The following is a 26,843-nucleotide window of genomic DNA, read 5'->3' as shown; positions in this document are numbered from 1 at the left end:
TTGGGAACGGAAGCGAAGTATAAGAGAATTCTAATCAAGCTCTCCGGAGAGGCGCTCGCCGGAGAGGGAGAATTCGGGATCGATACCAATAAGGCCCATTCTCTCGCGGAAGAAATCAAAGAAGTTCACGACCTCGGAGTGGAAATCGCTCTCGTGGTCGGGGGCGGAAACATCATTCGCGGAACCAATCTCGCGAAGGCCGGAATCGACCGCGCCACAGCCGACTACATGGGAATGTTGGCGACCATTCAGAACGCACTCGCTCTGCAGGACGCCTGCGAAAAAAAAGGACTTTATACAAGAGTTCAATCTGCGATCGAAATCAATTCCATCGCGGAAAGTTACATTCGCAGACGCGCCGTTCGTCACCTTGAAAAAAGAAGAATCGTGATCTTTGCCGGAGGAACCGGTAACCCTTACTTCACAACCGATACGACCGCAAGTCTTAGAGCCGTGGAAGTGGGCTGCGACGTGATTCTCAAAGCGACGAAAGTCGACGGGGTTTATACCGCCGATCCGAAAAAAGACGCGAGCGCACAACGTTATTCTCAAATTTCATTTATGGAATCGATCAACCGAAGACTCAAGGTGATGGATTCCACCGCTCTCAGTTTGTGTATGGAAAACAATATGTCCATTATCGTTTTCGATATTTTCAAACGAGGCAATCTCAAGGACCTGATTACCGGAAACAACATCGGAACCCTGATCTCTAACTCGGAGGACATTCAAATCGATGGCAAGTGAAGAAATTATCTCCAGCATGAAAACCAAGATGGATAAAACCATCGACCTGGTTAAAAAGGATTTCGGAACCGTTCGCACGGGCCGCGCGAATCCTTCTCTTGTCGAAGATATCCGCGTGGATTACTACGGAACTTTGACTCCGATCAATCAGCTCGGAAACATCTCCGTTCCGGAACCGAGAATTCTCGTGATTTCTCCTTACGATAAGGGGATCATGAAGGACATCGAAAAAGCGATCCAGGTTTCCGGTCTCGGCCTGCAACCGTCTAACGACGGCGTGGTGATTCGAATCATCATTCCCGAGTTGACCGGAGAACGACGCAAAGAACTTGCAAAAGTCGTGAAGTCCAAGTCCGAGGAAAAGAAGGTGGCGATCCGTAACATCCGCAGAGACGCGATGGAAGATCTGAAAAAACATACGGAAGGTATGTCTAAAGACGAGATCCAAACCGTTCAAGATCAGATTCAAAAGATCACTGATTCTTATGTGGATAAAATTTCCGCTCTGACCGCAGAGAAGGAAAAGGAAATCACTACGATCTGACGTGGGCTTGTTCGAGTCCAATCTCCCCAAACATATCGCCGTCATCATGGACGGCAACGGCAGATGGGCCACCGCCCGAGGAAAATCCAGATCGGAAGGTCATCGGGAAGGTGCGAACGCGATCGACCGTTTGATGGACGCAAGTCTCGAACTGGGTCTAAAAAATATTTCCTTATACGCCTTCTCGACCGAGAATTGGAAACGTCCGATCACAGAAATCCGTTCGATCTTCGGGCTTCTCATCGAATTTATCGAAACCCGTTTGGATACGATTCACGAACGGGGAATTCGAATCCATCATTCCGGAAGCCGAAAAAAACTGACACGCGGGGTTTTGGATAAGATCGACTTCGCAATCGACAAAACCAAAAAGAACAAAAACCTCACCGTAAACTTTTGTTTGAACTACGGTTCACGGGACGAGCTTTTGAGAGCTTCTCAGGAGCTGTTTTTGGAAAGAAAACGGCTGAAAGTTTCCTTTGAAAAGCCCGTGAAAGAAAAGGAACTCGAAAAATTTTTATATACGTCCACCCTTCCTCCCGTAGATTTACTGATCAGAACGGCGGGGGAGCAAAGGCTCTCGAACTTTTTATTATGGCAATCCGCTTACGCGGAATTGTATTTTACCGATACTCTCTGGCCGGACTTTGACAAAAAATCTCTGGTGGATTCCCTGAAATGGTACGAAACCAGAACCCGAAAATTCGGAGGATTGGAGAATGGGTGAAACGTCCAAAAGACTCGCTTCTGCGGCGGTGCTCGTAGTACTTTATCTTTTTATGATATTCTATGCGGGTTTTTATTACCTGCAGACGTATTTGATTCTCCTTGTGGGCGGTTATATAGGGATCAAGGAATTCTACAATCTCGCGGATCGAGGCGACGACGGAAAACCGTTTCGTGGAACGGGAACCTTCTTCATGCTTCTCATTCTTACGTTTTATTATTTCCGTTTTATGGGATCTCAAAACAAGTTCGAGCCGCCTCTTTTCTTTTTACTGCATATCAAATATTTCATCCCGCCTTTCGATCCGGTTCCGGCGGCTTTGCTTTTGCTGTTTATCATAACGTTTACGCTTCAGATCACCAGACGCCCGTTAGACGGCGCGATCTTTTCGGTTTCTTCCACGTTTCTCGGAGTGTTTTACACGGCGGTTCCTCTCGGACATCTGATGCTTTTGCTCGGAATGGGGCAGGGGATTTACTACATCATTCTCGTGTCCGTGATCACGTTTTTGACGGACGCGGGCGCATACTTCGGCGGAAGATGGTTCGGAAGACATCCGGCCGGTCTTGCGATTTCTCCTAAAAAAACCTGGGAAGGTTATGCGACCGGAATCGTTACAGCGATCGGTTCGGTTTTTATCTTCAACGCGATTTGGGAAAATTCCACGCACGTCGCTTCGGCGATTTCCGGAGTGGAAGTATTTTTGATTTCGGTTATCATTTCTCTCGTGAGTGTGATCGGCGACTTACTGGAATCGGCTATGAAACGGGACGCAAAGATCAAGGATTCGGGTTCTTTGATTCCGGGTCACGGCGGAATGCTCGATCTCGCGGACGCTCTTTTGATCACGATTCCGGTGTTGTATTATTATCTCCAAATCAAGGGGAATCTTGGATTCCAAGTCTAATCGGTATGACAACCTCCGTCTGTCTTCTGGGTGCGTCGGGTTCCGTAGGAGAATCCACTCTTAAGGTACTGCGCGCTTACCCGGAAGAATTCAGACTTCATTCTTTCAGCGTTCATTCCAATCTCGAAAAAGCGAAAGAGATTCAGAAGGAATTCTCCCCCGACTTTATCTGCGTTAGCGACAACCGCGCGGACCGATCCGTACTCGGAAACAAAATCGGCAAAACACAGATCCTTTACGGAGAATCTTCCTTATCCGACCTCGTAAAAGAACCCGCCGTGGAGATCGTGATCACAGCGATCGTCGGTTCGGTGGGTTTGCGTCCGACCATCGCCGCGATCACCGCCGGGAAAAGATTAGGAATCGCTAATAAGGAAACGTTAGTCACATCGGGACCTCTCATCAATTCCTTGATCGCAAAACACAACACAAAGGTCGTTCCGGTCGACTCGGAACACAACGCTCTTTTTCAACTTCTCGAATCGGTGAACAAAAACGCTCTGGAAAGAATCATTCTCACCGCTTCGGGCGGTTCGTTTCGAGACTTACCGATCGAACAGATCGCGCACGTCACGAAGGAACAAGCCTTACATCATCCGACTTGGAACATGGGACCGAAGATCACCGTCGATTCCAACGGAATGATCAACAAGGGTCTCGAAGTCATCGAAGCGCATTTTCTATTCGGAGTTCCTTACGAAAAGATCGGAGTTGTCGTTCATCCGCAGAGCATCGCGCACGGAATCATCGAACTCAAGGACGGGGCTTCGTTTGTCTACGCTTCTTATCCCGATATGATCTTTCCGATCGCACATTCTCTCTTTCATCCGGAACCGGTCCCGAAAGTTCTTCGGTCTCATCCCGCAAAGGACTGGGGTAAACTCGAATTCAGGGAACCCGATTCCAAACGATATCCGGGTTTGGCGCTCGCCTTCGAGGCGGGAAAGGCGGGTGGAACGGCCCCGTGTATTTTTAACGCGGCCAACGAAGCGGCCGTGGAATTGTTCTTAAAGGACGGAATTCGTTTTGCGGAAATTCCCGATTACATTCGGGCCGCGTTAGACGAAATTCCGATCGACTTCCCCGATTCTCTCGAAGAATACGAGGAAGTCGATCGAATCGCTCGTGAAACCGTCAGAAATCTGAAAGCAAGGAAGGCAGTATCCGCATGTTAATCATGGTATTAGGCGCCGTATTTATGTTGGCGATTTCTATTTTTATCCACGAGTTGGGTCATCTTCTTTGCGGAATGCTCGTCGGCGTTAAGGCGAGAATTTTTTCGATCGGTTACGGAAGAGGCGTTTGGAAAAAGAAGGTCGGTGAAACGACGTATCAGATCACCGCGATCCCCGTCGGCGGTTACGTTCTTTTTAAGGGAGACGACTACGGCGGAGAAGTAAAGGGAGAACCCGGCGAACTTCTTTCCACGCCGCCTCTCAAAAGAATGATTCCCGTGCTCGGCGGACCTCTGTTCAACCTATTCTTAGGTTTTGGAATATTATTAGTTTTGAATTTTCTCGGACACAATCCTCCGGGAAACAGAATCTTTATCGATCCCGCCGATCAGGAATTCTCCGCCGCGTATCAAAGCGGTCTGAGAACGGGGGATAGAATTCTTTCCATCGACGGAAACAAAACCGAAAAGTTCGAAGACATCGTGACTAACGTGGGTTTGTCCTCCGGAAGCGCTCTTAAGATCCGGGGCGAACGGGAAGGCAAGCCGCTGGAATGGAGCGTAACTCCTCGTATCGTATACAATCCGAAACGTTCTTCCGGAATTCCCACGATCGGCGTGGAACCGTTCGGAGAAAGAAGAGTGGTCGCGACGTTCAGTTATACGGAACAGTTTCAACACTGGCTTTCTTCCAAACTCGATAAAACGCACGAGGCCGAGAATTATTATCAAGAACGTCTGAAAAAAGCCGTGGAAGGCCGGGACATTCCCGCGGAAGTTCTTCTGGAAAAAGAAAAGGAAGAAAAGGAAAATCTTCTTCGTTCCCGCGCGCTCAGTTACTTAAACGACGGGGACGTGATCCAAACCATCAACGGAAAAACGATTTCGACCGTGGGGGAACTTCAGAAAATTCTCGGGGAACATCAAAACGAAAAGGTCAGCATCGTGATCGATCGCAAAACCTATCCTTTGGTCAATCCTTGGTCCACGGAAAACGTGACCGTGGAAGTGCCCGTTCTCGGAGCGAACATATTAGAATTTAAGAATTTAAGAGATCAAAAATATCCCGAGCTGAAACTCGAATCGTATCAGTTCGCAAGTTACGATCCCGAACTCGGTCAAAAACTTCTGAACCTGGCCGTGGACGGAAAAACGTTCCCGAGTTTCGAGGAACTTCTCGCGTACGTCAAAAGCAAAAACGGAGAAACGATCGTAGTCGATATGGGAAATCTCAAACTCGAGGCGGAACCGAAGATCCGTCCGATCGGACTTCTCGGATTCAGACCGAACATGAAGTTCAACCCCGAGCCTATGGAACGAGAGCTTGGATTTTTCGAATCCTTTGCAGTCGCGGGAAAAGACGTTTACGAGAACGTGGAAACCACCCTCAAGGGAATCGGAATGTTGTTTTCGGGAATTCTTTCCGTAAAGGACAGTTTGTCCGGACCGGTGGGAATCGTTTCGTACGCCGGAATCAGTTTGGAGATCGGCTGGGAAACTTATCTCGAGTTTGTCGCAAGGATCTCGATCGCTCTGATGATAATGAATTTACTTCCCATTCCGATGGCGGACGGTGGACATATCGTATTGTATGCGTATGAAGCGATCACCGGAAGACCTCTTCCGGGCAAAGTGATCGAGTCCATCTTTCGAATCGGATTTTTATTCTTACTCGGGCTCGGACTCTACGTCACCTTCAACGATGTAATGCGAATTTTCTAAAACGCATGAAAGCATCGAAATATATTCTTCCCACAGAAAAAGAAAATCCTGCGGACGCGGTAGTCGCGTCCCATCGACTTATGATCCGCGCGGGACTTGCTCGCAAGTCTTCCGCCGGTTTGTATTTTTATCTTCCTCTCGGTTTGAAAATTCTTCAAAAGATCAAACAGATCGTCCGAGAAGAAATGAACGCGACCGGCGCTCTTGAATTCGACCTTCCGATTTTAACTCCTTCCGAACTTTGGGAACAAAGCGGAAGATGGAACGCGATGGGAAAGGAAATGTTCCGCATCCAGGACAGACACGATCTTTCTTACGCGCTCGGACCCACACACGAAGAATCCTTCAGCTCTCTCGTAAAACCTTTGTTGAAATCATACAAGGATCTTCCGATCAACGTATATCAGATCCAAACAAAATTCCGAGACGAGATTCGTCCAAGATTCGGTGTGATTCGTTCTAGAGAATTCGTGATGAAGGACGCGTATTCCTTTCATATCGACGAAGCTTCTCTCGACGAAACGTATCAGGCGATGCGGGTCGCTTACAGAAAAATTTTCGATCGTTGCGGATTGAAAACGATTCCGGTCCAAGCGGATTCCGGAAGTATGGGCGGTTCCGCTTCGGAAGAATTTATGGTCGTTTCTCCGATCGGAGAAGAAACATTACTTTTATGTAATTCTTGCGGTTATAGTTCGAACAGCGAAAAGACCCCGTTTATATTCAAAAAAGAGAATATAGCTCCCGCAAAACTTTCCGAGAAAAAAGAGATCGCAACTCCGGGTAAAAAAACGATCGCGGAAGTCAGTTCGCTTTTGGGAATCACCGAAGCAGAAACGATCAAGGCGGTCGCGCTCAAATCGGAAAAGAAAAAGATTCTCGTTTATCTGCGAGGGGATCTCGAACTCAATCTTCACAAACTGCATTCTCTGCTGAGAATCGTAGACTCAGAACCGATGACCGACGCCGAGATCCGCGAACTCGGACTGGTTCCCGGTTTTATCGCACCCATCGCACCGAACGATAAGGTGAAGGTGTTGTACGATCGTTCCTTGCAAAAGGATTATCCGTATGTGGTCGGCGCGAACAAAGAAGACTTTCACATTTCCGGTTTTATTCTCGAAAAGGAAATTTCCGGACTCCCTGAGTTCGCGGATGTCGCATTAGCAAGAGAAGGGGATCTTTGTCCGAACTGCGGAACCCCTCTCAAGGCCGAAAAAGGAATCGAAGTCGGTCATATCTTTAAACTCGGCGAGAAATACACAAAAGCCTTCGGAATTCAAGTTCTCGATCAAAACGGAAAATCCAGAACCCTTACGATGGGTTGTTACGGAATCGGGGTCAATCGTACGATGGCCACCGTCATCGAACAATGCAACGACGAGAAGGGAATCTTCTGGCCGATCAGCATCGCTCCTTTCGAAGTCGCGCTCGTGAGCATCACAAAGGGCGAGGAACAGTATTCCAAAGCGGAAGAATTTTATAATGTACTAAAGAACGAAAATATAGAAATTTTCTGGGACGACCGCGACGTGGGGCCGGGATTCAAACTCAAGGACTCCGAACTGATCGGATTTCCGATCCGAGTTACGATCGGTAAAAAGTTTTTCGAAAACGGAGAGATCTCGATCTACAACCGCAAAGCGGACAAGGAAGAATCTTTTGCGTTCACCGGATTCGAGGATCTTGTCGCAAGAGTCGAAGCGCTTCGTCAGGAACTCTTCGGAGAATTGGAGTAGTTATGGGAAAAGAACATCATTCGCCAAAGGAAGGTTACTTCGGAGAATTCGGCGGACGTTATTCTCCCGAAATTCTTCACGACGCTCTCGTGGAACTCGAAGCCACGTATAAAAAACTGAAGAAGAGCAAACACTTCAAAAAAGAACTCGAGTATTACCGCAAAAATTATATCGGACGACCTTCTCCGCTTACGCACGCCGAACGTCTTTCCAAGGCTTGGGGGGGAGCGAGAATCTGGCTCAAGCGCGAAGACTTAAATCATACCGGAGCGCATAAGATCAATAATACGATCGGTCAGGTGTTGATCGCAAAGGCGATGGGCAAAACGAGAATCATCGCCGAAACCGGAGCGGGACAACACGGGGTTGCGACCGCGACCGTGGGCGCGATGTTCCAAATGGAAACCGTTGTCTATATGGGAGACGAGGATCTTCGTCGTCAGGAACTCAACGCGATTCGCATGAGAATGATGGGCGCGAAGGTTGTGGGAGTTTCCAGCGGAACCGCGACCCTCAAAGACGCGACGAGCGAAGCGATGCGCGACTGGGCATTAAACGTTTCTAATACACATTATATCGTGGGTTCTTCGATCGGACCGCATCCGTTTCCTACGATCGTTCGCGATTTTCAATCCGTGATCGGAATCGAATCCAGAAAACAATTCAAAAAAACGAACGGCAAACTTCCGAACGCGGTCATCGCCTGCGTGGGCGGAGGATCGAACGCGATCGGAATGTTTTACGGATTCATCAAAGATAAAAAAGTAAAACTCTACGGAGTGGAAGCGGGCGGGTATTCTCCAAAACCCGGAGAAAACTCGGCGACGATCCAATTCGGAAAAACCGGATTCTTACACGGAACCAAAACGCTCGTGATCCAAGACGAATCGGGTCAAATCGTTCCCGCGCATTCCGTTTCCGCGGGACTCGATTATCCCGGAGTCGGACCGGAACACGCACACTTTCATAAAAGCGGAAGAGTGACATACGCGAACGTGGACGACGAAGGCGCGTTAGACGCCTTTCTCGAGGTTTGTCGGATCGAAGGAATTATCCCTGCGTTGGAAACCGCGCATGCGTTTCGTTATGCGAAGGACCTCGCAAAGACGATGGGAAAAAAAGAAGATATCTTAATCTGTCTTTCCGGAAGAGGGGACAAGGACGTCGCCGAAGTTGCGAGACTTCGCAAAGGAGAATTTGTTTGAGCGCGATCGCTTCCGTATTCTCGCAAGAGAAAAGCGTTTTTATTCCGTATATTTCTCTCGGTGATCCCGACTACGAATCCTGCGTTGCCTGGGCGGACGCGCTCATTCGAGGCGGCGCCGGAATTTTGGAACTCGGAATTCCGTTTACCGATCCGACCGCGGACGGGCCGGTGATTCAGAAGGCGTTCAAACGCGCGCTTGCGCATCCGTTCTCCATGAAAAAAATTCTGGAGATCACTTCGGAAATTCACAAACTGCATCCGCAAACTCCGCTTGTGTATCTTACGTATTTCAATCCTCTCTATTCTATGGGATTGGAAACCTTCGCGGAGATCGCGAAAAATTCCGGCATTCAAGGATTGATCATTCCCGATCTTCCGTACGATACCCCGGAAGCGGAAGAATTCTTCACTCAGCTCGAAAAAAGAAAAATCGATTTCATCCATCTTGTAACGCCCGCGACCACCGAGGAAAGAATCAAGTCCATGCGTTCTCTCGCGTCCGGTTTTATCTACTACGTGACCTCGTACGGAGTTACGGGAGAAAGAACCGCGATCGCAAACGGACTTCAGGAAAGAATCAAACTCGTAAAAAAATTAGTTTCCCTTCCGGTCTGCGCCGGTTTCGGAATTTCCACCGCCGATCAGGCGAAAGAAATTTCCGCATACGCCGACGGAGTGATCATCGGATCGGCGGTTCAGAGAATCATCGAGGAACACGGCTCCGATCGGGAAACCTGTGTTCAAAAATTATTTTCCTACGCTACGTCCGTGCGTTCTTCCATGAGATAATTTCCGGGCGAACCCGTAAAATATTGACGAAACTCCGACGGATTGGATACTGTTCCCCGATCTAATCCGGAGGAGCGCATGAGCGAAACCAAACTGAAAATCACTCCCATCCATATCGTCTCTTTAATTTTGGGACTATTGGGTATCGTTCTCATTTCCTTTACCGCCTTTTTTCCCAACTTCTCTCTCAACACGGAATTCTTACTGAGCGGATTCGGTTTGCTCGTTATCAGTTCGTATCCGATCTACAAGTTTATCGAAGCAAACACTTTGGATAAACAGAAGTCGGGAAGCGTCTGGCTCGCCGTTGTCGTTTCGCTCGTGATGTTTTTTCTGTATCAGATCTTCACTCCTCTTTCCGAGTTGGAAGAATCTTCGGTTTCTTGGAGATTCACTCTCTTAAGAGCCGGAGTCAACAAGAGCGAAAAGGAATCCGACGAAGGAACGATCGAATACACTCGTTACAATCCTCCACCCGGTGCGAGACAGGACATTCAAATCATCGGGATCACGACCACTTCTTTGGAAAAACTTCAGGGACGATGGCCTCTTCCTTGGAAATATTACGCAAACATCATAGACATTTTTAAGAATACCTCCAACCAGTTGATGTTCGATATTTTCTTCGTGGATTACAAACCCGGACAGATGGAAGAAATGTCCGAGGCTCTTGCAAAAAATCCGCAGGTCATGTTTGACTACCCGATGGAAACGAGTTTGGAATCGAAAAGTTCGATTCTCAATTTGGAAAAAAGAATCGAAGTTCTTCGGAAATTCAAACTGGAAAACGTGGAAGATCCGGGCGACACGGGGAGATCCTGGTTGAAATTCCCTCAGCCTCCGATCGAACCCGTCGCCGACAAGGCATCCGGATTAGGATTTGCGAATATTAAAAAAGATGAAAGCGGTTTGAACCGCCGTATGCCTCTCGTCGCAAAACTTCTCAACGCGGGACCTTTAAGAGAAACGGAATATTATCCTTCCATCGACTTGATCATCGCTTGTAACTATCTCGGAGTGGACGTAAAAAGGGACGTTCATGTCGTGATGGGAAAACACGTTAAGATCAAGAATATCCCGCAAAAGACGCTGACCAACTTCAACCGCAAAACCTTGAAGATGGAAACCAAGGACATCATGAATCGTCCGAACGATACGCGCGAGATCACGATCCCGATCGACGACGACGGACAGATGCAGATCAACTTTCCGGGCGGACTTTATTCTTTCCGCGCTCATGAAATTTTCGAAGCGGCCACCGAATGGAACGAAGAAACCGCGTCCCAGTTTCAGAACACGATCTTTCTCGTGGCGATGTATTACGCGACCGGGGCCGGAGCCGCAAAAGATACGCACTTATCTCCTTTCGGAGATATGTCGGGGATCGAACACCACGCCGCGGCGATCAATACCATTCTCAACCAGGACTTTCTTTTCGAACTTCCGCTTTGGGGAGAATTCTTGATTCTGATCATCGTGGGTATTTTGGCGGGAATCATTCAACCCCGACTCAAAACCTGGCTCGCGTTTATCTTCTTCTTAGCGACGGCGTTTTTGTATTCCGTGATTACGCTCGTAAACTTCTCGGAACTCAACTTGGTGCATTTGTATCCGACCGTGATTCTCGAGCAGTTGTTTATTTTCATCGGACTTATCGGATTTAGAATCTTAACCGAGGAAGAAAACGTAAAATACATCCGCAGCACGTTCTCGAAATTCGTTTCCAAAGACGTCGTGGACGAACTTTTGAAAAATCCGGACAACTTAAACCTCGGCGGTTCCAAACGAGATATCACCATCTTCTTCTCGGATATCCGCGGATTTACTACGATGTCCGAAAAAATGGGACCGGAAGAGCTGGTTCAATTCTTGAACCAATACCTTTCCGAGATGACCGAGATCATCATTGAATTTAAGGGAACGATTGATAAATACATGGGCGATGCGATCATGGCATTTTGGGGGGCGCCCGTGCCTCTGGAAGATCACGCTTATTATGGATGTGCGGCCGGACTCGCTCAAATGAGAAGACTCGCCACCCTTAAGGAAGAATGGAAGAGCTTGGATCTCCCCCAAATGGATATAGGAATCGGACTCAACTCCGGTCCTGCCGTCGTCGGAAACATGGGGAGTTCCCACAGGATGGATTATACCTGTATGGGAGACACCATCAACCTTGGATCCAGATTGGAAGGAACGAATAAGGAATACGGAACCCATATCATTATCTCCGAGTACACCTACGAAAAGGTAAAGGACAGGGTCGTCGCAAGAGAACTGGACTTGATTAAAGTGAAGGGAAAAACTCAGCCCGTTCGCATTTACGAATTATTGGATTTAGTGAACGAGGATGACCTCAAACTCTTAAGAAAACCTTTGCAGGCGAACTAAAGACTTATAAAATTAGAATAGAAAGTTTTCATGCAACAGGAACCAACTCTGCTGGATAACATCCATTATCCGGCCGATCTCAGGAACATACCTTTGGAAAAACTTCCGAAGGTATGCGAAGAGGTTCGAAATTACATCATCGACACTCTTTCGGGAGTGGGCGGACATTTTGCGAGCAATCTGGGAGTGGTAGAACTCACGGTCGCACTTCACTACGTTTTCGATACGCCGAAAGACCGGCTGGTTTGGGACGTGGGTCATCAAACGTATCCTCATAAAATTCTCACCGGAAGAAAAGATAAACTCAAGACCGTCCGAAAGTTCAACGGACTTTCCGGATTCCCGAAACGGGAAGAATCTCCGTACGATCTTTACAACACCGGTCACGCGGGAACCTCGATCTCTCAAGCGCTCGGTGAAGCCGCGGCCCGCGATCTTACCAAACAAAACTACAACGTTGTGGCCATCATCGGAGACGCGTCGATCGCAACCGGAATGGCGCTGGAAGCGATGAACCACGCAGGGCATTTGAAGAAGGACATGATCGTGATCTTAAACGATAACTTCATGTCCATCTCCAAGAACGTGGGTTCGATCTCGAATTATCTCAACAACATCATCACATCCCATTTCTACAATCACTGGAAACGGATCTTTTATACGTTTCTAAAGTGGTTGCCGATCATCGGACCGGCGACGGAAAGATTTTTCAAACGAGTGGAAAAGGGTTTTAAGGACGTGCTGACTCCGGGCGGACTTTTCGAAGACTTGGGTTTCGGATATATCGGGCCGGAGGACGGACACGACGTGATCCGTCTTGTCAAGATGCTCGAAAAAGTGAAGAAGATGAAAGGACCGATCCTCCTTCATTTGATCACGCAAAAAGGAAAAGGATACGATCCCGCAGAAAGAGACCCGATCAAATATCACGGAGTGACTCCGTTTCGAAAAGAAGACGGAGCGATGGACAGCGGAGATTCTTCCAAGATCGCTTACAGTAAGATCGTAGGAAAGATGTTGTCCATTCTCACCGAAAAAAATCCGAAGATCGCGGCGATCACGCCCGCGATGATCGAAGGAAGCGGACTGAAAGAATACGCCGAAAAATTTCCGGAACATCTTTTCGACGTTGGAATCGCGGAACAACATTCCGTCGCGTTTGCGGGAGCGATGACGAACGGAAATATCGTTCCTTATATGTGTATTTATTCCACGTTCTTGACGAGAGGAATGGATCAACTCGTGGAGGACGTTTCTTTGATGAATCTTCCGGTTCGATTCGTGATCGACCGCGCGGGTTGTGTGGGACCGGACGGAGAAACGCACCAAGGTTTGTTCGATCTGAGTTATCTTTTAGGACTTCCCAATATGGACGTTTTCGTTCCGTCGAACGGTCAGGATATGATCGATTCTTTGCGATGGATGGAAACTTACGATAAGGCTCCGATTGCGATTCGATTTCCGAAGGCGAGCGTGGATCTGAAAACTCTCGACTTTCAAAAAGAATCAAAACCGCAACCCGGAACGTTTCGCGTTCTCAAAAAAGGAACCGACATCGCGCTTTTATCGATCGGTTCTATGCTCGACGAAGCGAAGAAGGCCGCGGAAATTCTCGAGGCGAGCGGTTTCGGAGTCACTCTCATCGATCTCGTTTGGTTGAGACCTCTCGGAGCGGAAGCGCTCAACGAAGAATTGTCTCATGTCAGACATTTTGCGATTCTCGACGAAAGTTATGTCGACGCGGGAGCTTCCGGTTATCTTCTCAATCGGATTTCACCGGAGAATTTATCGAAATACGTCAAAACGTTCGGGTTTCCTCCCGAGCCGATTCACCACGGAGAAAGAAAGGAAATTTTCCTAGCTTACAAACTGGACGCGCCTTCGATCGCCGAACACGTGGCCGACGCTTTGAAAAAAAACTTAATCAAGCCTTGAAGGTTCCAAACCGAAAATCAAAGTAAAAACGGGTTATGGAATTGGAAAACTTTACTCCTTCGGATTTTCTAGAAGCGGCGAAATATTTTTACAAAACGGGCGATTCGGACAGAGCCGAATATCTGTTTAAACTTTCTCTGGAAAACGAGGAAAGTCACGAAGCCTATTTCTTTTTGGGCTTGATGGAAAATCAGAAAGGAAATCCTGAAAAGGGTCTGATGCAATTCTACAAATCCGTGGAAGTCAATCCGAACTACGGAAACCCTTGCAACGAAATCGGAATCATTCTTTTAAGAGCCGGTAAGGAAACCGAAGCCGTTTATTGGCTAAAAAAATCCCTTCGTTGCGAACTCAACGACGCGCCTCATATCTCCCTCTACAATCTTGCGACTCTTTACAAAATCTGGAATCGTCCCGAAAGATCGCTTCAATATCTGCATCGTGCGATTTTGATTAAGCCGGATTTCGAGGAAGCGAGGAAGCTCAAAGAAGAATTGGGATCTGCGATTTGATCGTTGTCGGGATTTTATAGAAGTTCCGACAAATCTTCCGTAATACAAAGCGGCCCCCAACCCCAAAAACTCAATGTGTCGCTTCCTAAGGGGCGTTCTCTTCACAGGATGCTGGAGATGATGAGCGATCCATAGAGAGCAAAACGCTTGAGTTACACTTGTGGGAACCTTTGGCCAATTTTTCTTTATCGGAAAAACAGCATAGACGCAGGAAGAATTCCTTTTCAGTTTTGTGGGAACTCCTACGAATTTCGGAGGACGAAAATTCTCGACAAACTAATCTCCTTGAGAAGGAACCGCGCGAAACTCGATCGGCAAAGGAACTTTCGGAGATTCTCCGGATTCCGGAATCGCAATCGTTTCGCCGCGAAACCGGATTTCGGTTCCATTCTCCGTTTCCTCCAAATAAGGACTCAGATCGGAAAGACAATTTCGATCCGGTCTGAACTTTAGTTTTTTATAATATTTCGTTTTTGCAAAAAGACAACCGTCCGCGTCCAAAGCGAAGAGCAGTTCCCCCAAAGAATACGAGGTTTCGGACTCCGAAAGGAAGACTAACGTGTCTTCGATTTCCCGGCACGCGATCAGATGAATCGGATAACCTTCCAATTCGAGATAACCGTTCTCCGTCAATTCTCCGAAACGATTGTCTATAAAAATTCCGAGATCGTCTTCCTTTAGGTTTTGACGGAAGTAGGAGAGAACTTCCTTTTGATCGATTCGATTTCCTCTGAAAATCCAACGATCTTCGGCGTCCACGAAGATCTCGCTGTTGAATTTACGGGGAGAATGAGAAGAGCTCTGAACGTCCGAAGAATTCTTCATCGCTGGTTGTCCTTATAACGATACGCCACGCCTTCGATCACTCCCATTTCGTTGTTCACAAAACCGATCGCAACCGTGTTTCCGTCTCCGTTTCCGGATTGAACGAGGGTCGGAGGAACGCTCACGATTCCCTTTCCCGTAAAAATAACTCCGTCCATATGGTTGGAATACAATTCTTTCTTGAGATCGACAATCAGATACTCCGGAATTCTTCCGTCTGCAAAGGAGCGGATTATAATTTTACCATAAGTGCGGTAGGGCTTGGGAGGAGAAGAATTTCGGATTTCGATTTCGTTCCAGGAGCTTTTATGAGAAAAACCGAATTCTTCTCTCAAAACGGTTTCCGGTATAAATTCTACGGACTCGCAAGAAAAAAGAGTGGAAAGTAGAATCAGTACCGAAAGAATCTTCGCAATCCGTAAAAAGAAGCGAAATCGGGAAAATTTTTCCGTTTCCGGATGCATGATTCCATTCAGAAAAACTGGAAATAAGGCGCAAGTGTTTTAATCTTGTTTCTCGCTTATCGAGAAGTGAGTTGTTCAAAATAAATTAAATGTTATGATAAAACGGGATAAGGGAAACCAGTTCGGATTTCGATCATTCGAGTCGTACCGTCCTTAAAACTTCAAATGGAAGACACAGAGTTAGAAAAAAGATCGAGGGAAAACGTATTAAAAATCGGTTATTGTTCTTTGGACGAAATCGAGGAAAAAGTCAAAGCGTTCCGAGTGATGAACCAGAACGCGGCTAAAAAAAGATACATCATTACGAGAGAACCGATCCTCGATTCCGTTGGAAAACCGATTCTCGCCAAAGCCGCGGAAATCGACATCTCGGCCGCGAAACTTCTCCGTAGACAGTTCAAAGGCTCTCAGATGTTCAAGACGTTCCAACCCGACGAGGGAATCGTCATCATCTCCGATATGACCTCCGCGGAAGGGGTTTCCTTTACGATGGATATAGTAACTCAGATCATGAACCTCGGGGGCGGGGCCTACGAAGGATTTATCGATCGTGTGGACAGCTTCGGCGAGTTCATCAATCTCTTAAAAAAGTCCTTATTTCCGAAACTGATTATCATCGGTTATATTCCTCAGAGTCAGGTTCAATCCGAACTGTTGAATTTCGTTCGAGTGAAACGTGTGGATAATTATCTGCGTGCGATCGAACTTTCTCACAGCCTTTTTAAACCGACCCCGTATTTTCCGAAGATCAAACAGGTGGAAATTTCCCAGCACGATCCGAAGAGTTGGGGACGTTTTGTGGTAGAGATCATTCGAGAATACACTCGACCTTATCTTTTGGAAGAAATCTAAGAGTAAGAGGAAATCAAAGGACCGCCTTCGGTTTTACTTCGTAAGCGGTCCGGTGTTACGTTGCGACGCCGGTTTCTTTTTGATTTTTTCGTTTCGGAAAGAGGCGCTTATAAGCCGGAGAATCGACTTTGTTCCGCGGCCCGTTTTAAACCTTGTAGAATTCTAAGTTATCACGCAACGGATCGGGAAGACTTCCGAGCGCGTTGATATATTTCTTATAACGGTTTTCCAATTCCGTATATTTACGATTTCTAATATTGATGAAACGGTTGTGGATTTCCGAGAAAGCCGGAGTTTTGGCGACCTTGTCCCGAACCGGTTTACTGAAAGGAATATGTCTGTAAAAGATTCCTCGAACGACCTTGTTGAGACGTTGAACCCCGTCGGATTCGTATTTCATCCAAAGCTGATAGTCGTTTGCGAAAATGTCCCGGTCGTTCCGGAAACGTTTGAAGTCGCCCGCCAACTTCTCCTTGATTTCGATCGAAAGATCCTTGTTCTTCTTAAAAAACTGAATGTAGTCCGTGTAATCCGCGGTGATCGAAGGGTTACCGACGTTGTTCCATTCCGCGCCGAGAATCGACTTGGTAAGTTCCCAACGAAAGGCGGCTAACGCGTCCGAAACCATCGTCTTTAAATCGCCTTGTGCGAAAATCGGAAGAACGATTCTTCCCGGACTTTCCTTGGAACCAGCCCCTCTGTGAATCGAAAGATCCTGCCACATCATCACTTTTGTTCCGATCGATGGAACGAGGATAAAATCGGGGACAACAGCTTTCTGAATAAATTCTTTTGTAATGCCGAGCTCGTTGTTATTGTAGATCACTTCTCGATGGAAGATGGAGTAGTCGACGGCCAAAAGTTCGTGAACCACGTCTTCGAGAATTTTTTTGGAAACGTAGGACTTATCGATCGCCATCTGACTGTGAAACTTAGTCAGGATCGGAAAGTGAGTCGCCGGACTTCCGGAAGTGAGTCTAACGTTCGCTTCGTACAGAGAAGCGAACTCGAACTTAAGTCTCGTTTCCGGATTGTCGAGTTCGGGAGGAATATCGGATTCCTTTTTGATGTTGATGGTTCTGTTTTCCATCTTCACCTTTTCGAAAAAGTTCTGACCCATCTCGTCGAGAGAAGTGGGGATTTCCCGTTTATAAATTCTTTCCAGCCATTCCGTTCCGAGTGAAATCGGAATGTCCGAACCCGCGTAGATCGGATCCTTCTGCGTGTACATAAACGCGATCTGAGAATCGTCCACCATCGTCTCGTCGAAGAAGCCGTATTTCAACATAAGATCCACGGCTTTCGGAACGTTGCGGTTCGCTCTCAAATATTTTGAAAAACATTCCTGATACATATCCCAGTAATGTCTTCCGAGAGTTCTCCGGATCTTTCTGTTATCGCCTTCGGGATCGAGAGGGTTCTTCAAACTCTTAACCTTGACCATCAAGGCCGAGAATTCTTTTACCTTCTCCGCTTCCAAACCGGAGAATTGAATGATAACGGAAGCCGAGTTGTCGAGTTCCTTTCGAATCGCGGCGACGTCCACACCCGCAGCGACCGTGGACGCGGAAGGAGCTTGGACCTTCGGAGCGGTTTCTTCCATCTTCTTTGCGAGCGCGCCCGCTTTGGATTGAAACGCTTGTGCGTTCGGAGAAAGACCGGAAACGGGAACTCCGAAAAGAGCCTGATGTCCTTGTTTGTATTTTTCGATCTTTGTGGCGACGGCGCCTAACACGGGTACTACGTATTCCGCAGGCGCGGTTCCGTAACCGGAGGACGTGATATCGAGGATAAGATAGAATTTTTCTACGAGGCTATTCTCCCCCGCGAAGAAGATTCGGAACGCCTCGTCCAAATCGGTCAGACAGGTTTTGAGAATTCCCGAGATTTGATCCAATACGTTCGCGAGTTTGGAACAAACATAGGAAAGCATGGAAGGATCCGCGGTGAATAACGCGTTGAGAATTTTTGGATCCTGCATCACGAGTTTTCGGATAAAATTGAATTCTCCGTCCTGAAAGTCGATCTCTTCGGGATACAATCGGGTGAGTTGAGACTCGTGTTCCTCTTCCAAAAATTGAGGGCTCGGTCGATCGGGAAGAAGACCACCGTTGTCAAAAAATAATTTCAGATTCTCCCTGCACAAACGCATAACGGGATCGACGACTTCCGCGGAAACTTCCGGGATCGGAGAACCGGGTTTGATGTCCGGAAACACGTTCGGATTGAATTGATAATAAAGAATCGAAAGGTTGTCGTTTACCTTTTCGATGTCCGACGTGATCTTTCGGATCTGATTGGATTTTTTAAAAAGTTCGGTGATTTCTCGAAGAAGAGTTCTTGCTACCATCAATCCGAGTGAAACTCGGGAGCCCACGCTTTTACCGATGGTTTCGCGATTCATCGCGTATGTGGAAATGACGCAGGCTTCTTCCGCTTGCAGATGAAACGGATATCTTCCGCTCGTAAAAAGCGCCACGGAACCCGGAGTCAAATTCGCTCCGTTCAATTTAAAAAGTTCGAGCTTTCTTCCGCCCGGGACGTCCGTTAAATAACGAACCGTTCCACTGTGAAGCACGTTTAGAGTATTTGCGGGAGAACCTTCGGGAAACAATAAAGTTCCTGCGGGAGCTTGGGCTTGTTGTTGTGGAACTGAGGGATCAAATGCCATAATTAGATTATCGAGGGTTAAATGAAAAAGAAACTATTTCTTATTCATAGAGAAAACACTTTTTTTAGAGAGAGAGTTAAAAAACCGACCATCGAGGATCACGCAGTTCGAAGAAACTCGGAAAAAACAGAATCGTTCTCAAGGAATTCGGATCGATTCTCGTTAAACTTGACTCCTTATGCCTCCTGAAAACCATACGGGAAGAATGAATAAAATCGAGAAGTTACTCCGCGTTTCCAGAATCGGAATGGTCACCAATCAAAGCGCTTTCGGGCCGAACGGAGAATATCACTTTCAATCCGTTCACAAACGTTATGATCTTAAAAAAATCTTTCTTCCCGAACATGGACTTTTCGCGGAACTTCAGGATCAGGTTTCGGGTTCGAATCTGAAATATAATCTGGATAACGTGGAGTTCGTAAATCTCTACGGGGATCACGAATCGAGTCTGGTTCCCGATTCGGTTTCTTTGGACGGATTGGACGTCGTAGTCGTCGATATACGGGACGTGGGCGCGCGTTATTATACGTTTCTGACGACCGCGTATTATTTTTTGGAGGAGATTAGTAAATGGAATTCCTCCGGTAAAAAAGAAATTTCCGTGGTGGTTTTCGATTCTCCCAATCCGGCGGGAAAAAAGATCGAAGGTTCTCCGCTCGGGAAAGAATTCGAATCCTTTGTAGGGGTCAGAACGGTTTTACATCGTCACGGATTGACCCCCGGAGAATTACTTTCGTATTATCAAAAAGAATTTTCCTTAAACGTAAAGATCCGAATCGAACGAAAGAATTGGTATCAAAAAGAGGATTCCGAATTTCTTTGGATTCCTCCTTCTCCGAACATTCCGTTTCGTTCGACTTGTTTTGTGTATTCGGGTCAATGTCTTTTGGAAGGAACGAATCTTTCCGAAGGAAGGGGAACCACAAGACCTTTTGAAACTTTCGGCGCGCCTTATATCGACGAACAAAACGAAAGAATCCGCAAAGCCCTGGAAGAATCTCAAAAGGGATGCGTGACCTTGCGGCCTTTGAAGTTCATTCCGACCTTTCATAAACATAAGGATACGATCTGCGGAGGTTATCAGATCCTTTTGAAAAAACCGGAGAAGTTTCACAGTCTTTTCTTTTCTCTCAAACTGATTCGTATGTTACGAGAAGAATATCCGAACGGTTTCGAATACAGAGCCGGTGCGTATGAGTTCAGATCCGATCGTCCCGCCATAGAATTGCTGGTAGGAGATCGCTTTTTACTGAATTTTCTCGACGGGAAATATTCCGATTCGATTGTATTCGATTATTTGAATGAACAAGAGCGGACTTGGAAGAAAAAGTGCAAGGCGATGTTGTAAGGTCGAACGGGGGATGGATCCTTTGTGATACGGCGTTGAAGCAATTGAATCTTTGTCGTTCTCGTGAAATTCTCGCGTTTATCAAAAATTGATTGCCGCTCTGTTTTTATTTTCTTCGGAAATTGTCGTCAGGGGATAACTTAAGTTCCTTACTTTCTCTGCGAAATGCAAAATCGTTCGTTTCTTGGATGTTAGAAAAAGCGTCCGAGCATTTTTTAGGAGATCGTAATGAAAGAATTCTTAGATAAAACCGCAATCAAAACAATCGCTCCGTTTGTATTGTTCTTGTTGAGCTACCGTGGAGAAAAAAGGGAAGCGACAACTCCGCTTCGTTGTTCCTTTTGAATTCAGGATCGTCGCTCACATCGAACGGATTGACCGAGTCTGACCCTTCCGTCGGCTCGCAGGAAATCGAAATTCAATCCTCCGAATCAACGTAGTATTCGGAGAAAAATATAGGAAACCCGGAGTGGATCATTCTCAATCCGTATCTTTCCATACGGAAAGACAACCGGGATTAAAACATGTATCTCTTGTTTCTCCTTTACGATTAAGATTATCGGCAAAGGAACCTTGAATCGGAATTCCACTGTTTTACTGAGGTTTAAGAAGGGAATTGATCCGATCGCCGATCACCTTTTCGTCGGGCGAGAGCGCAAAGTCGCGCGCGCAGATCAATATTAGCTTTTTCTCATGATCGATCGTGTAGATACTCGCGTAAACATACAACGTGTTTTTGAGAATATATTCTTCCTTTAAGTGTTTATCGAATCCGCTTTGCCAATAGATCACCGGTGTATATCCCGAAATTTTAAATTCATCCAGTTTGTTTTCGAATACGAAGAGATTCTCTTTTCCGTAGAATTGTTTTTCCGTGAAAGTTAAAGAAAACGTTTCGGTTAACGTTTTCGGATATTGATTCAGCTTTACGGAAAACCGGATTCTATCCAAATCGGGATGATGGTGGATGGTAAATCCTTTCTTTTCCTCTTTCTCGACTTCCCAACGATGATAAAAATCCTTGAGAGCGTCCTCAAAAGATGGAACCGGTCTGAATGATAAAAAGTCGGTTTTATGAGAAAACATCCAATCGGGAGAAAAATACCAAAAGTCGTTTTGTTTTACGGGTTGTCTCTCCGAAAGACGAACCATAAACGGCAATAGGGTCTTGCTTCTCGCGGTCACATACGAATCGGGTGTTCCGGTTCCGATCGGTGTTCCCCTTTGGACTTCCTGTTCCAAGATTAACGTTGATTCTATCTTGGAAAGATTTCCGTATACCATTTCATATGCGTTCGTCTCGATCCGATTGTTTAAGTAGGATTGTCTTGAAGTTTGTACGGATACGTCGTATTGTCCGTTTTCGTTTTTTTGAATCGATTGGATTTTGCCGTCCAGATCGGATACGACGGAAACGTTTTTATCCGTATTCAATTTGAAACCGGGAAGAACTGCGCTGTTCGGATTTTGAGTTTGTTTTTGCGGGGTTTGGCAGGCTGTAAAAAACAGAATGGAAACGGAGAGACCGAGGAATGAATTCTTGAGTTGCATTGATAATTTCCTCGGAAAGAATCTGGGTTGGGTGATTCTTTTCGGTTCGTTTATAGATTCAATCAGATTTTTTCGAGTTTGTAGAATATTCCGAGAATTGAATGTTGAGATCGATTTAATATTTTAAAAAATCATAGGTAAAAACTAAAAGAACGACCCAGCCTAAGTAACCGATCGTAAACTTTGCGGATATCAAAAGGCTCTGGAAGTGATTTCCGCGACATCGTTTCGCATTGATGAAGATAATCCGTAATCCTCTGTAAAATATCCAGTTGAGAATTGAGATCGTAAAAACGAAGGCGATCCAAAGAAAAGATATAAAATAAATACAAGCTACGATGATAAAAACCGAAAAAAAGAGCCAGGATAGAAGGGTGAGAATAAAACCGAGCGGGCCTATATCAAAATCGGGAATATCGATATTCGAAATGTTGATTCCACTGAGATCCAAATCGATCGTCTTGTATTCTACTTGGATGGATTCTTCTAACCATCGATAACCGTGAAATAGTCCGTAATAAAGAAACAAGAAAAAGACAAGGCCTAAGGTAAGGCAAATTTCTTTCAGGTGTTTTGCAAAAGGCTTGTTTCCTATATAGGCAGGCAACGTCGAAACCAATACGATCACGATGAGCGATACGAAGAAAACGTTCTTGGAGCTCCAATAGTTTTTTATTTTTGTTAAGTTTGCTTTCATTCTTTCTTTAAAATAGTCGTCCGAAAATCGATATTATTTTGAGGAACGTCTTCTTTTAGGTAGGAGTATCCTGTGAAAAGAGCGAAGAAGCGGAAAATAAAATTATGCACATTTGTTTTCTCACAAATTCTCGATCGTCAAAATCTGGCTCTCTTCCTTACGGGAAACTCTGACTTCCAACTTTAAACCGCTCTGAGAACTCGTTCTTCTAAAAATTCTTTCGATAAAACCATCCGAAGACTTCGCTTTACAATCCGGAGGAAGGGAAGCGATCGTGTCATCGCTCGCACGAAATCTTGCGAACTCTATCTTACCAGGCCAAAGGGTTCTTTCGGGAACATCCCAGCTTGTATCGAGACAATTTAAACCGTCTTTACCGCTTAATAAAATCGTAAACTTCCAAGTCGGATCGGGAAAACGGATTTCGGCGTAGGTTTCATTCTTCATAAAAAGAAAGAAGGTCGGAAAACCGTCCTTGCCGTCTCGGCTTGATTTAACGTATAAAGTTGTGTCTTTCATTCTCACTTTGGAAGAAGAAGATTGAACGGTAAACGCGCTCGGGTTCATGGTTCTTGCAACCATTCCGATCACGAGCACGACCAACACCAGGTTTAGAATAAAGACCAAACGAATTCTTGAAAATTTACCGCCGCCGGATTGTTTTCTGCTTTCCGCTAAAAACTTTTTGAATTCTTCCGGAGAACGGGAATGATAACCACCGCCCATATCAATTTCCTCCCTTTGTCAATAGTTTACGGATTTCCGAAGCAGTTGGAAAGCCTTTTGATTTTTTTGCCGCTTCTGTCAGTAAGGAAAACGAAAGTTGAACCGCTTGCGAAATCGTAAAACGTCTGGAAAGAAAAAAGGAAACGATTCCCGCCAAAAGATCGCCGGTTCCCATCACGGCGAGTTTCGGCTCGGGTCGATTCCAAAGAAAAACGTTTCCGCTCGGATTGATTAGAAAAGAGGAATGTCTTTTCCAGAGAAGGTTTAACTTAAAGTTTTTTGAATATTCTTTTGCGAGCGAAAGTCCTTGATCGACGGATCGAATCTTAGAATTTAAAAGGACTTCCAATTCTCCCGTATGGGGAGTCATTAAAACGTTTTCATGAAGAACAAGATTCTTATAAGCGGAAATCGCACCGGCGTCGATCACACAAAACTTATCTTCGGGCAAAGAAAAAACCGGACATTCTTCCGTTTTTAAACCGGGACCCAAAAGAAAACCGGACGTTTTTTGCGCGAAAGGAATCGAAAGAATTTGGGAAGAATCCGGGATCGAGTTCACCATCAAGGACGGATCCTTTTTTAAAACGGATCGAACCGTTTTTTCGGACGGGGTCAAAAGAAGGGAGATCCCGCCGCCTAACTCGTGAAAGGCGAGTAAGGACGAAAGCGCCGCGCCCGTCATTCCCTGCGAACCGCCCACGATCACGAGAGAACCGTTTTTGTATTTGTGAGAATCTTCCTTTCGCGTCAACGTCTTGGAAAGAATCGATTGCGGAATTTTTTTCCACAGAGTTTTGTTCGTGGACGAGGTCGGAAATCCGATCCTATGAAAACTGATCTTGGTTTTGCTCGGAAGAAAACGGTTTTTCCACTTTCTCATTCCGATTTCGGCTAACGCGTCGACCGGAAAGGGAGATTCCGAATCTTCCTGAAAACCGGAGACGACGTCCAAACTAAGAACAAAAACCTTCTTCGGATTTTTTTCTCGGCTCGATTTGATTTTGGAAAGAATTTTATCCAAAGGACTTCGAAGCGGAAAACGAAAACCGGTTCCGAGTAGCGCGTCCACACAAAAGATTCTTTCGTTTTCGAGAGGAGGTTCGCTCGTCAAAAAATTCTCCAAGGGAAGAATTTCTCCTCCGCAATTTAAAAACGCCTTTTTATACGTTTCCGATTCTTTCGACAAGGTTCCTTCTTTGAGATAAACCAAGGGACGAATTCCTTCCTGAATCAAAAAAAAGGCGAGGGCGAGTCCGTCCCCTCCGTTGTTTCCGTTTCCGCAAAGAATGTAGACGCGGTCGTAGGTAAGAATTTTTTTTCTGTATTTTTGATAAATCGAATGGGCCGCAAAGCCCATGAAGTGGGAACCGGAGATTCCCGAGTTTGAAATCGTTTTTCGATCCAGAACCCCGCTTTCCTGATCGTCAAACAGGGATTCTGAATATTCGAAAAACCTTATTTCCATTTATGGATTTCCAGGTAGCCCGATTTGATTCTTGCGGAATAAATTTCGTCGTTCAGATCCATCCAGGTTTCGCGCCAGAGTCCTCTCGGCGGAAGATAGTTCAGACGGATGTTGTTTACGTGGTTTCCTTCGTCGTCGTGCACCTGAAGACGGATCGAACTTTCCTCTTCGGTCTCGGTTTCCCATATAAAGAAATTATTATCTTTTAATATCCAATACAAGGATTCGGAAGGATCCTGGATCTCCTTCAAAAGCGTAGCGGTTTTGGTTTCGAAATCGTATTTGAAAATCCTGCGCGATTTGAATCTGGAATTCTTCTTATCAAAAACGCTGAAAGACGCGACCGCGTATTTTCCTTCGAGATGGGGAAGAATGGTTTCCAATCTAACTTGGGAAGTTTCCGTATCGGAGATCACTTCCGAAAACGTGGACGCGCTTATCGATCTTTGCAAAGCTCCGTTGTCGTAAACGGAAAGTTTCATGTCTCCGTTTTGTCTGTGAAACACGAACAAAAGATCGTCTTCTCCGGTTTCCATTCTTTCTATATAACCGAAAGGAGTGTTTCCCGAAATTCCTTCCACGTAGATCGTGTTCAAAAGTTTTCCCGCGTCCGAAAAATGGAGAATGGTGGACGGAGTCGCTTCCCTATATTCCGTATCGAAGGTTCCGCTTTTCTTTAAAAAAATATCTTCCGTGGTCGGATCGACTTTCGGCTGTTCTTCTTTACCGGCTCTGGATTGAAGATAAATCTCTTCGTCGCCGTTGACCGCCACGAGCCCGATCTTTCCGATCTTAGCCGCGATCAATTTGTATTTGTCGCCGACTTTTTCTTTGATGCTTCCTAAGATGAATTTCAATTCTCCGTCGGTGGAAAAAACTTTGAGAAGCGATTGTTCGAAATCCGGAACGTAGATCTTACTCGAAACGACCGGCATCGTTTGGGGAAGGTTGGTCGGAACTCCGTTCAAGATTTTAGCCTGAACGTCCGCGAGCGTATTGCCTAACTTGATTCTCCCGTACAGATAAGAATTGTAGTTATCGACCTTAAAGCGCGTGCAACTTAGAATCGAAACGCCGATAAAAACGATTCCTAAGAAAAGATTTCGAGACCGGATGTTTTTACCGGAGTAAATGCTGGAATTTTGATGAAGATTTCTCATGAAAGCCTGATTGGATCTAAGAATGTAACGATACCATTCCAACACATTGATTGGAAAACAAGCAATAATCCGGGGATTTCCAAAGGCCAGGGAATACCAGGGTTTTTTTACTTTACACCGTAGCTAAATTTGAATAGTTTGATTAGGATATCAGGAAAAATTCATTCATTTTTGAGTTTTCACTCTAAGGCCGGGGTTTGACAGTAAGCAGGGAAGAAATCAGTGTTATTCTGGAAGGCGTCCTGCAATTGCCTGTTAAGCTGTACTCATTAAAGGTCAACCAAAGGCCTAACCACTCGTTGATCGAGATCGTCTTGGACAATCTTGAACATTCGTATGGTTCAGTCAGCCTTCTGGAATGTGAGCATGTTTCCAGAAAACTGAAAGAAGAGTTAGAACGGATCTCACCGGATCTGGATTATACTCTTAAAGTTTCCTCCGCAGGTGCGGAAAGGAAACTTGACCTTCCGGGTGACCTGGAGCGTTTCCGGGGAATACCGGTTCGTCTGATTTTTCTATCCGAAGGATCAGAGAATCCCCAGGAAGGAATTTTTCGGATAGTGGGACGGGAAGGGGATCAGGTGATTCTGGAAAAATTCCAGAAGGGTAAAAAATCTGCCGGAAAAAAGCAGACGACCCTGAACCTCAAGGATATACTGAAAGGGAATCTCTACGTAAGTATTTGAT

23 protein-coding genes are annotated in these 26,843 nt (G+C 45.9%); 15 read left to right on the top strand and 8 right to left on the bottom strand.

Going from position 1 to position 26,843, the window contains the following annotated elements:
* The 12 genes from pyrH (at position 1) to LEP1GSC052_RS08515 (ending at position 14,394) form a co-directional block, all read left to right on the top strand.
* Positions 1–747 (top strand): UMP kinase, encoded by a 747-nt coding sequence (pyrH, locus tag LEP1GSC052_RS08570; protein WP_020985747.1) that lies wholly within the window; start codon positions 1–3, stop codon positions 745–747.
* Positions 737–1,291 carry a ribosome recycling factor gene (gene frr / locus LEP1GSC052_RS08565; RefSeq protein WP_010575390.1) on the top strand — a complete coding sequence of 185 codons (555 nt, stop codon included), beginning with the start codon at positions 737–739 and terminating at the stop codon, positions 1,289–1,291. Before pyrH ends, frr begins: the two co-directional genes overlap by 11 nt.
* A gap of 46 nt (positions 1,292–1,337) precedes the next feature.
* Entirely contained in the window at positions 1,338–2,018 is a 681-nt protein-coding gene (locus tag LEP1GSC052_RS08560) for an isoprenyl transferase (RefSeq protein ID WP_051185393.1), read from the top strand.
* The gene (locus tag LEP1GSC052_RS08555; protein ID WP_010575388.1) at positions 2,011–2,925 is read left to right on the top strand and encodes a phosphatidate cytidylyltransferase; all 915 of its coding nucleotides are present in this window, start codon (positions 2,011–2,013) and stop codon (positions 2,923–2,925) included. The genes LEP1GSC052_RS08560 and LEP1GSC052_RS08555 overlap by 8 nt, the downstream gene beginning before the upstream one ends.
* Before the next feature lie 5 nt (positions 2,926–2,930).
* Positions 2,931–4,100: a 1-deoxy-D-xylulose-5-phosphate reductoisomerase gene (gene dxr, locus LEP1GSC052_RS08550; protein ID WP_010575387.1), complete on the top strand. Its 1,170-nt coding sequence runs from the start codon at positions 2,931–2,933 to the stop codon at positions 4,098–4,100.
* Positions 4,094–5,821: a site-2 protease family protein gene (locus tag LEP1GSC052_RS08545; RefSeq protein ID WP_010575386.1), complete on the top strand. Its 1,728-nt coding sequence runs from the start codon at positions 4,094–4,096 to the stop codon at positions 5,819–5,821. The genes dxr and LEP1GSC052_RS08545 overlap by 7 nt, the downstream gene beginning before the upstream one ends.
* Before the next feature lie 5 nt (positions 5,822–5,826).
* Positions 5,827–7,560, top strand: a complete 1,734-nt coding sequence (locus tag LEP1GSC052_RS08540; protein WP_010575385.1) for a proline--tRNA ligase — start codon at positions 5,827–5,829, stop codon at positions 7,558–7,560.
* Positions 7,561–7,562: 2 nt separating this feature from the next.
* The gene (gene trpB / locus LEP1GSC052_RS08535; RefSeq protein ID WP_010575384.1) at positions 7,563–8,765 is read left to right on the top strand and encodes a tryptophan synthase subunit beta; all 1,203 of its coding nucleotides are present in this window, start codon (positions 7,563–7,565) and stop codon (positions 8,763–8,765) included.
* Positions 8,762–9,556, top strand: a complete 795-nt coding sequence (trpA, locus tag LEP1GSC052_RS08530) for a tryptophan synthase subunit alpha (RefSeq protein WP_020985807.1) — start codon at positions 8,762–8,764, stop codon at positions 9,554–9,556. Before trpB ends, trpA begins: the two co-directional genes overlap by 4 nt.
* Before the next feature lie 78 nt (positions 9,557–9,634).
* The gene (locus LEP1GSC052_RS08525; protein ID WP_010575383.1) at positions 9,635–11,947 is read left to right on the top strand and encodes an adenylate/guanylate cyclase domain-containing protein; all 2,313 of its coding nucleotides are present in this window, start codon (positions 9,635–9,637) and stop codon (positions 11,945–11,947) included.
* A 30-nt stretch (positions 11,948–11,977) separates the two neighbouring features.
* On the top strand, positions 11,978–13,882 hold the full coding sequence (gene dxs / locus LEP1GSC052_RS08520) for a 1-deoxy-D-xylulose-5-phosphate synthase (RefSeq protein ID WP_020986400.1): 1,905 nt from the start codon (positions 11,978–11,980) through the stop codon (positions 13,880–13,882).
* 35 nt (positions 13,883–13,917) lie between these two features.
* Positions 13,918–14,394 (top strand): tetratricopeptide repeat protein, encoded by a 477-nt coding sequence (locus LEP1GSC052_RS08515; protein ID WP_010575381.1) that lies wholly within the window; start codon positions 13,918–13,920, stop codon positions 14,392–14,394.
* A gap of 276 nt (positions 14,395–14,670) precedes the next feature.
* Here the strand turns inward: LEP1GSC052_RS08515 and LEP1GSC052_RS08510 are convergent, their stop codons facing one another.
* Together LEP1GSC052_RS08510 and LEP1GSC052_RS08505 are read right to left on the bottom strand one after the other, a co-directional pair.
* Complete coding sequence (locus LEP1GSC052_RS08510; RefSeq protein ID WP_010575380.1) at positions 14,671–15,219, bottom strand: hypothetical protein; 549 nt, start codon at positions 15,217–15,219, stop codon at positions 14,671–14,673.
* Positions 15,216–15,683: a hypothetical protein gene (locus LEP1GSC052_RS08505; protein ID WP_010575379.1), complete on the bottom strand. Its 468-nt coding sequence runs from the start codon at positions 15,681–15,683 to the stop codon at positions 15,216–15,218. Before LEP1GSC052_RS08505 ends, LEP1GSC052_RS08510 begins: the two co-directional genes overlap by 4 nt.
* 165 nt (positions 15,684–15,848) lie before the next feature.
* Between LEP1GSC052_RS08505 and LEP1GSC052_RS08500 the strand changes: the two genes are divergently transcribed.
* Positions 15,849–16,535 (top strand): hypothetical protein, encoded by a 687-nt coding sequence (locus LEP1GSC052_RS08500; protein ID WP_010575378.1) that lies wholly within the window; start codon positions 15,849–15,851, stop codon positions 16,533–16,535.
* A gap of 145 nt (positions 16,536–16,680) precedes the next feature.
* Here LEP1GSC052_RS08500 and LEP1GSC052_RS08495 read toward each other — a convergent pair whose 3' ends face one another.
* Entirely contained in the window at positions 16,681–19,206 is a 2,526-nt protein-coding gene (locus tag LEP1GSC052_RS08495) for a cyclic nucleotide-binding domain-containing protein (RefSeq protein WP_040912910.1), read from the bottom strand.
* 178 nt (positions 19,207–19,384) lie between these two features.
* On the opposite strand from LEP1GSC052_RS08495, the gene LEP1GSC052_RS08490 reads away from it, so the two are divergent.
* Entirely contained in the window at positions 19,385–20,554 is a 1,170-nt protein-coding gene (locus LEP1GSC052_RS08490; RefSeq protein ID WP_020985993.1) for a DUF1343 domain-containing protein, read from the top strand.
* A 594-nt stretch (positions 20,555–21,148) separates the two neighbouring features.
* Here the strand turns inward: LEP1GSC052_RS08490 and LEP1GSC052_RS08485 are convergent.
* The 5 genes from LEP1GSC052_RS08485 to LEP1GSC052_RS08465 all read right to left on the bottom strand — a co-directional run bounded on the left by LEP1GSC052_RS08485 (position 21,149) and on the right by LEP1GSC052_RS08465 (position 26,156).
* Positions 21,149–22,105, bottom strand: a complete 957-nt coding sequence (locus LEP1GSC052_RS08485) for a hypothetical protein (protein ID WP_010575375.1) — start codon at positions 22,103–22,105, stop codon at positions 21,149–21,151.
* A gap of 115 nt (positions 22,106–22,220) precedes the next feature.
* Entirely contained in the window at positions 22,221–22,802 is a 582-nt protein-coding gene (locus LEP1GSC052_RS08480) for a hypothetical protein (protein WP_010575374.1), read from the bottom strand.
* A 120-nt stretch (positions 22,803–22,922) separates the two neighbouring features.
* Positions 22,923–23,528, bottom strand: coding sequence for a hypothetical protein (locus tag LEP1GSC052_RS08475; protein ID WP_010575373.1), 606 nt, complete (start codon positions 23,526–23,528; stop codon positions 22,923–22,925).
* A gap of 1 nt (position 23,529) precedes the next feature.
* Entirely contained in the window at positions 23,530–24,996 is a 1,467-nt protein-coding gene (locus LEP1GSC052_RS08470; protein ID WP_020986468.1) for a bifunctional ADP-dependent NAD(P)H-hydrate dehydratase/NAD(P)H-hydrate epimerase, read from the bottom strand.
* Positions 24,987–26,156 (bottom strand): LIC_12708 family protein, encoded by a 1,170-nt coding sequence (locus LEP1GSC052_RS08465; RefSeq protein ID WP_040913405.1) that lies wholly within the window; start codon positions 26,154–26,156, stop codon positions 24,987–24,989. Before LEP1GSC052_RS08465 ends, LEP1GSC052_RS08470 begins: the two co-directional genes overlap by 10 nt.
* A 197-nt stretch (positions 26,157–26,353) precedes the next feature.
* On the opposite strand from LEP1GSC052_RS08465, the gene rimP reads away from it, so the two are divergent.
* Entirely contained in the window at positions 26,354–26,842 is a 489-nt protein-coding gene (gene rimP / locus LEP1GSC052_RS08460; RefSeq protein ID WP_010575371.1) for a ribosome maturation factor RimP, read from the top strand.
* The last annotated feature ends 1 nt before the right edge of the window (position 26,843 follow it).

Source organism: Leptospira kmetyi serovar Malaysia str. Bejo-Iso9 (assembly GCF_000243735.2).
GTDB lineage: Bacteria > Spirochaetota > Leptospiria > Leptospirales > Leptospiraceae > Leptospira > Leptospira kmetyi.
The sequence above is the reverse complement of the archived record's forward strand: the minus strand, read 5'-3'. Positions and strand labels throughout refer to the sequence as shown.

Excerpts from the sequence above, each read along its gene's own strand:
- frr (WP_010575390.1), top strand. The coding sequence starts at position 737 with ATGGCAAGTGAAGAAATTATCTCCAGCATGAAAACCAAGATGGATAAA.
- LEP1GSC052_RS08560 (WP_051185393.1), top strand. The coding sequence starts at position 1,338 with ATGGACGGCAACGGCAGATGGGCCACCGCCCGAGGAAAATCCAGATCG.
- LEP1GSC052_RS08555 (WP_010575388.1), top strand. The coding sequence starts at position 2,011 with ATGGGTGAAACGTCCAAAAGACTCGCTTCTGCGGCGGTGCTCGTAGTA.
- dxr (WP_010575387.1), top strand. The coding sequence starts at position 2,931 with ATGACAACCTCCGTCTGTCTTCTGGGTGCGTCGGGTTCCGTAGGAGAA.
- LEP1GSC052_RS08545 (WP_010575386.1), top strand. The coding sequence starts at position 4,094 with ATGTTAATCATGGTATTAGGCGCCGTATTTATGTTGGCGATTTCTATT.
- LEP1GSC052_RS08540 (WP_010575385.1), top strand. The coding sequence starts at position 5,827 with ATGAAAGCATCGAAATATATTCTTCCCACAGAAAAAGAAAATCCTGCG.
- trpB (WP_010575384.1), top strand. The coding sequence starts at position 7,563 with ATGGGAAAAGAACATCATTCGCCAAAGGAAGGTTACTTCGGAGAATTC.
- LEP1GSC052_RS08525 (WP_010575383.1), top strand. The coding sequence starts at position 9,635 with ATGAGCGAAACCAAACTGAAAATCACTCCCATCCATATCGTCTCTTTA.
- dxs (WP_020986400.1), top strand. The coding sequence starts at position 11,978 with ATGCAACAGGAACCAACTCTGCTGGATAACATCCATTATCCGGCCGAT.
- LEP1GSC052_RS08515 (WP_010575381.1), top strand. The coding sequence starts at position 13,918 with ATGGAATTGGAAAACTTTACTCCTTCGGATTTTCTAGAAGCGGCGAAA.
- LEP1GSC052_RS08510 (WP_010575380.1), bottom strand. The coding sequence starts at position 15,219 with ATGAAGAATTCTTCGGACGTTCAGAGCTCTTCTCATTCTCCCCGTAAA.
- LEP1GSC052_RS08505 (WP_010575379.1), bottom strand. The coding sequence starts at position 15,683 with ATGCATCCGGAAACGGAAAAATTTTCCCGATTTCGCTTCTTTTTACGG.
- LEP1GSC052_RS08500 (WP_010575378.1), top strand. The coding sequence starts at position 15,849 with ATGGAAGACACAGAGTTAGAAAAAAGATCGAGGGAAAACGTATTAAAA.
- LEP1GSC052_RS08495 (WP_040912910.1), bottom strand. The coding sequence starts at position 19,206 with ATGGCATTTGATCCCTCAGTTCCACAACAACAAGCCCAAGCTCCCGCA.
- LEP1GSC052_RS08490 (WP_020985993.1), top strand. The coding sequence starts at position 19,385 with ATGCCTCCTGAAAACCATACGGGAAGAATGAATAAAATCGAGAAGTTA.
- LEP1GSC052_RS08485 (WP_010575375.1), bottom strand. The coding sequence starts at position 22,105 with ATGCAACTCAAGAATTCATTCCTCGGTCTCTCCGTTTCCATTCTGTTT.
- LEP1GSC052_RS08480 (WP_010575374.1), bottom strand. The coding sequence starts at position 22,802 with ATGAAAGCAAACTTAACAAAAATAAAAAACTATTGGAGCTCCAAGAAC.
- LEP1GSC052_RS08475 (WP_010575373.1), bottom strand. The coding sequence starts at position 23,528 with ATGGGCGGTGGTTATCATTCCCGTTCTCCGGAAGAATTCAAAAAGTTT.
- LEP1GSC052_RS08470 (WP_020986468.1), bottom strand. The coding sequence starts at position 24,996 with ATGGAAATAAGGTTTTTCGAATATTCAGAATCCCTGTTTGACGATCAG.
- LEP1GSC052_RS08465 (WP_040913405.1), bottom strand. The coding sequence starts at position 26,156 with ATGAGAAATCTTCATCAAAATTCCAGCATTTACTCCGGTAAAAACATC.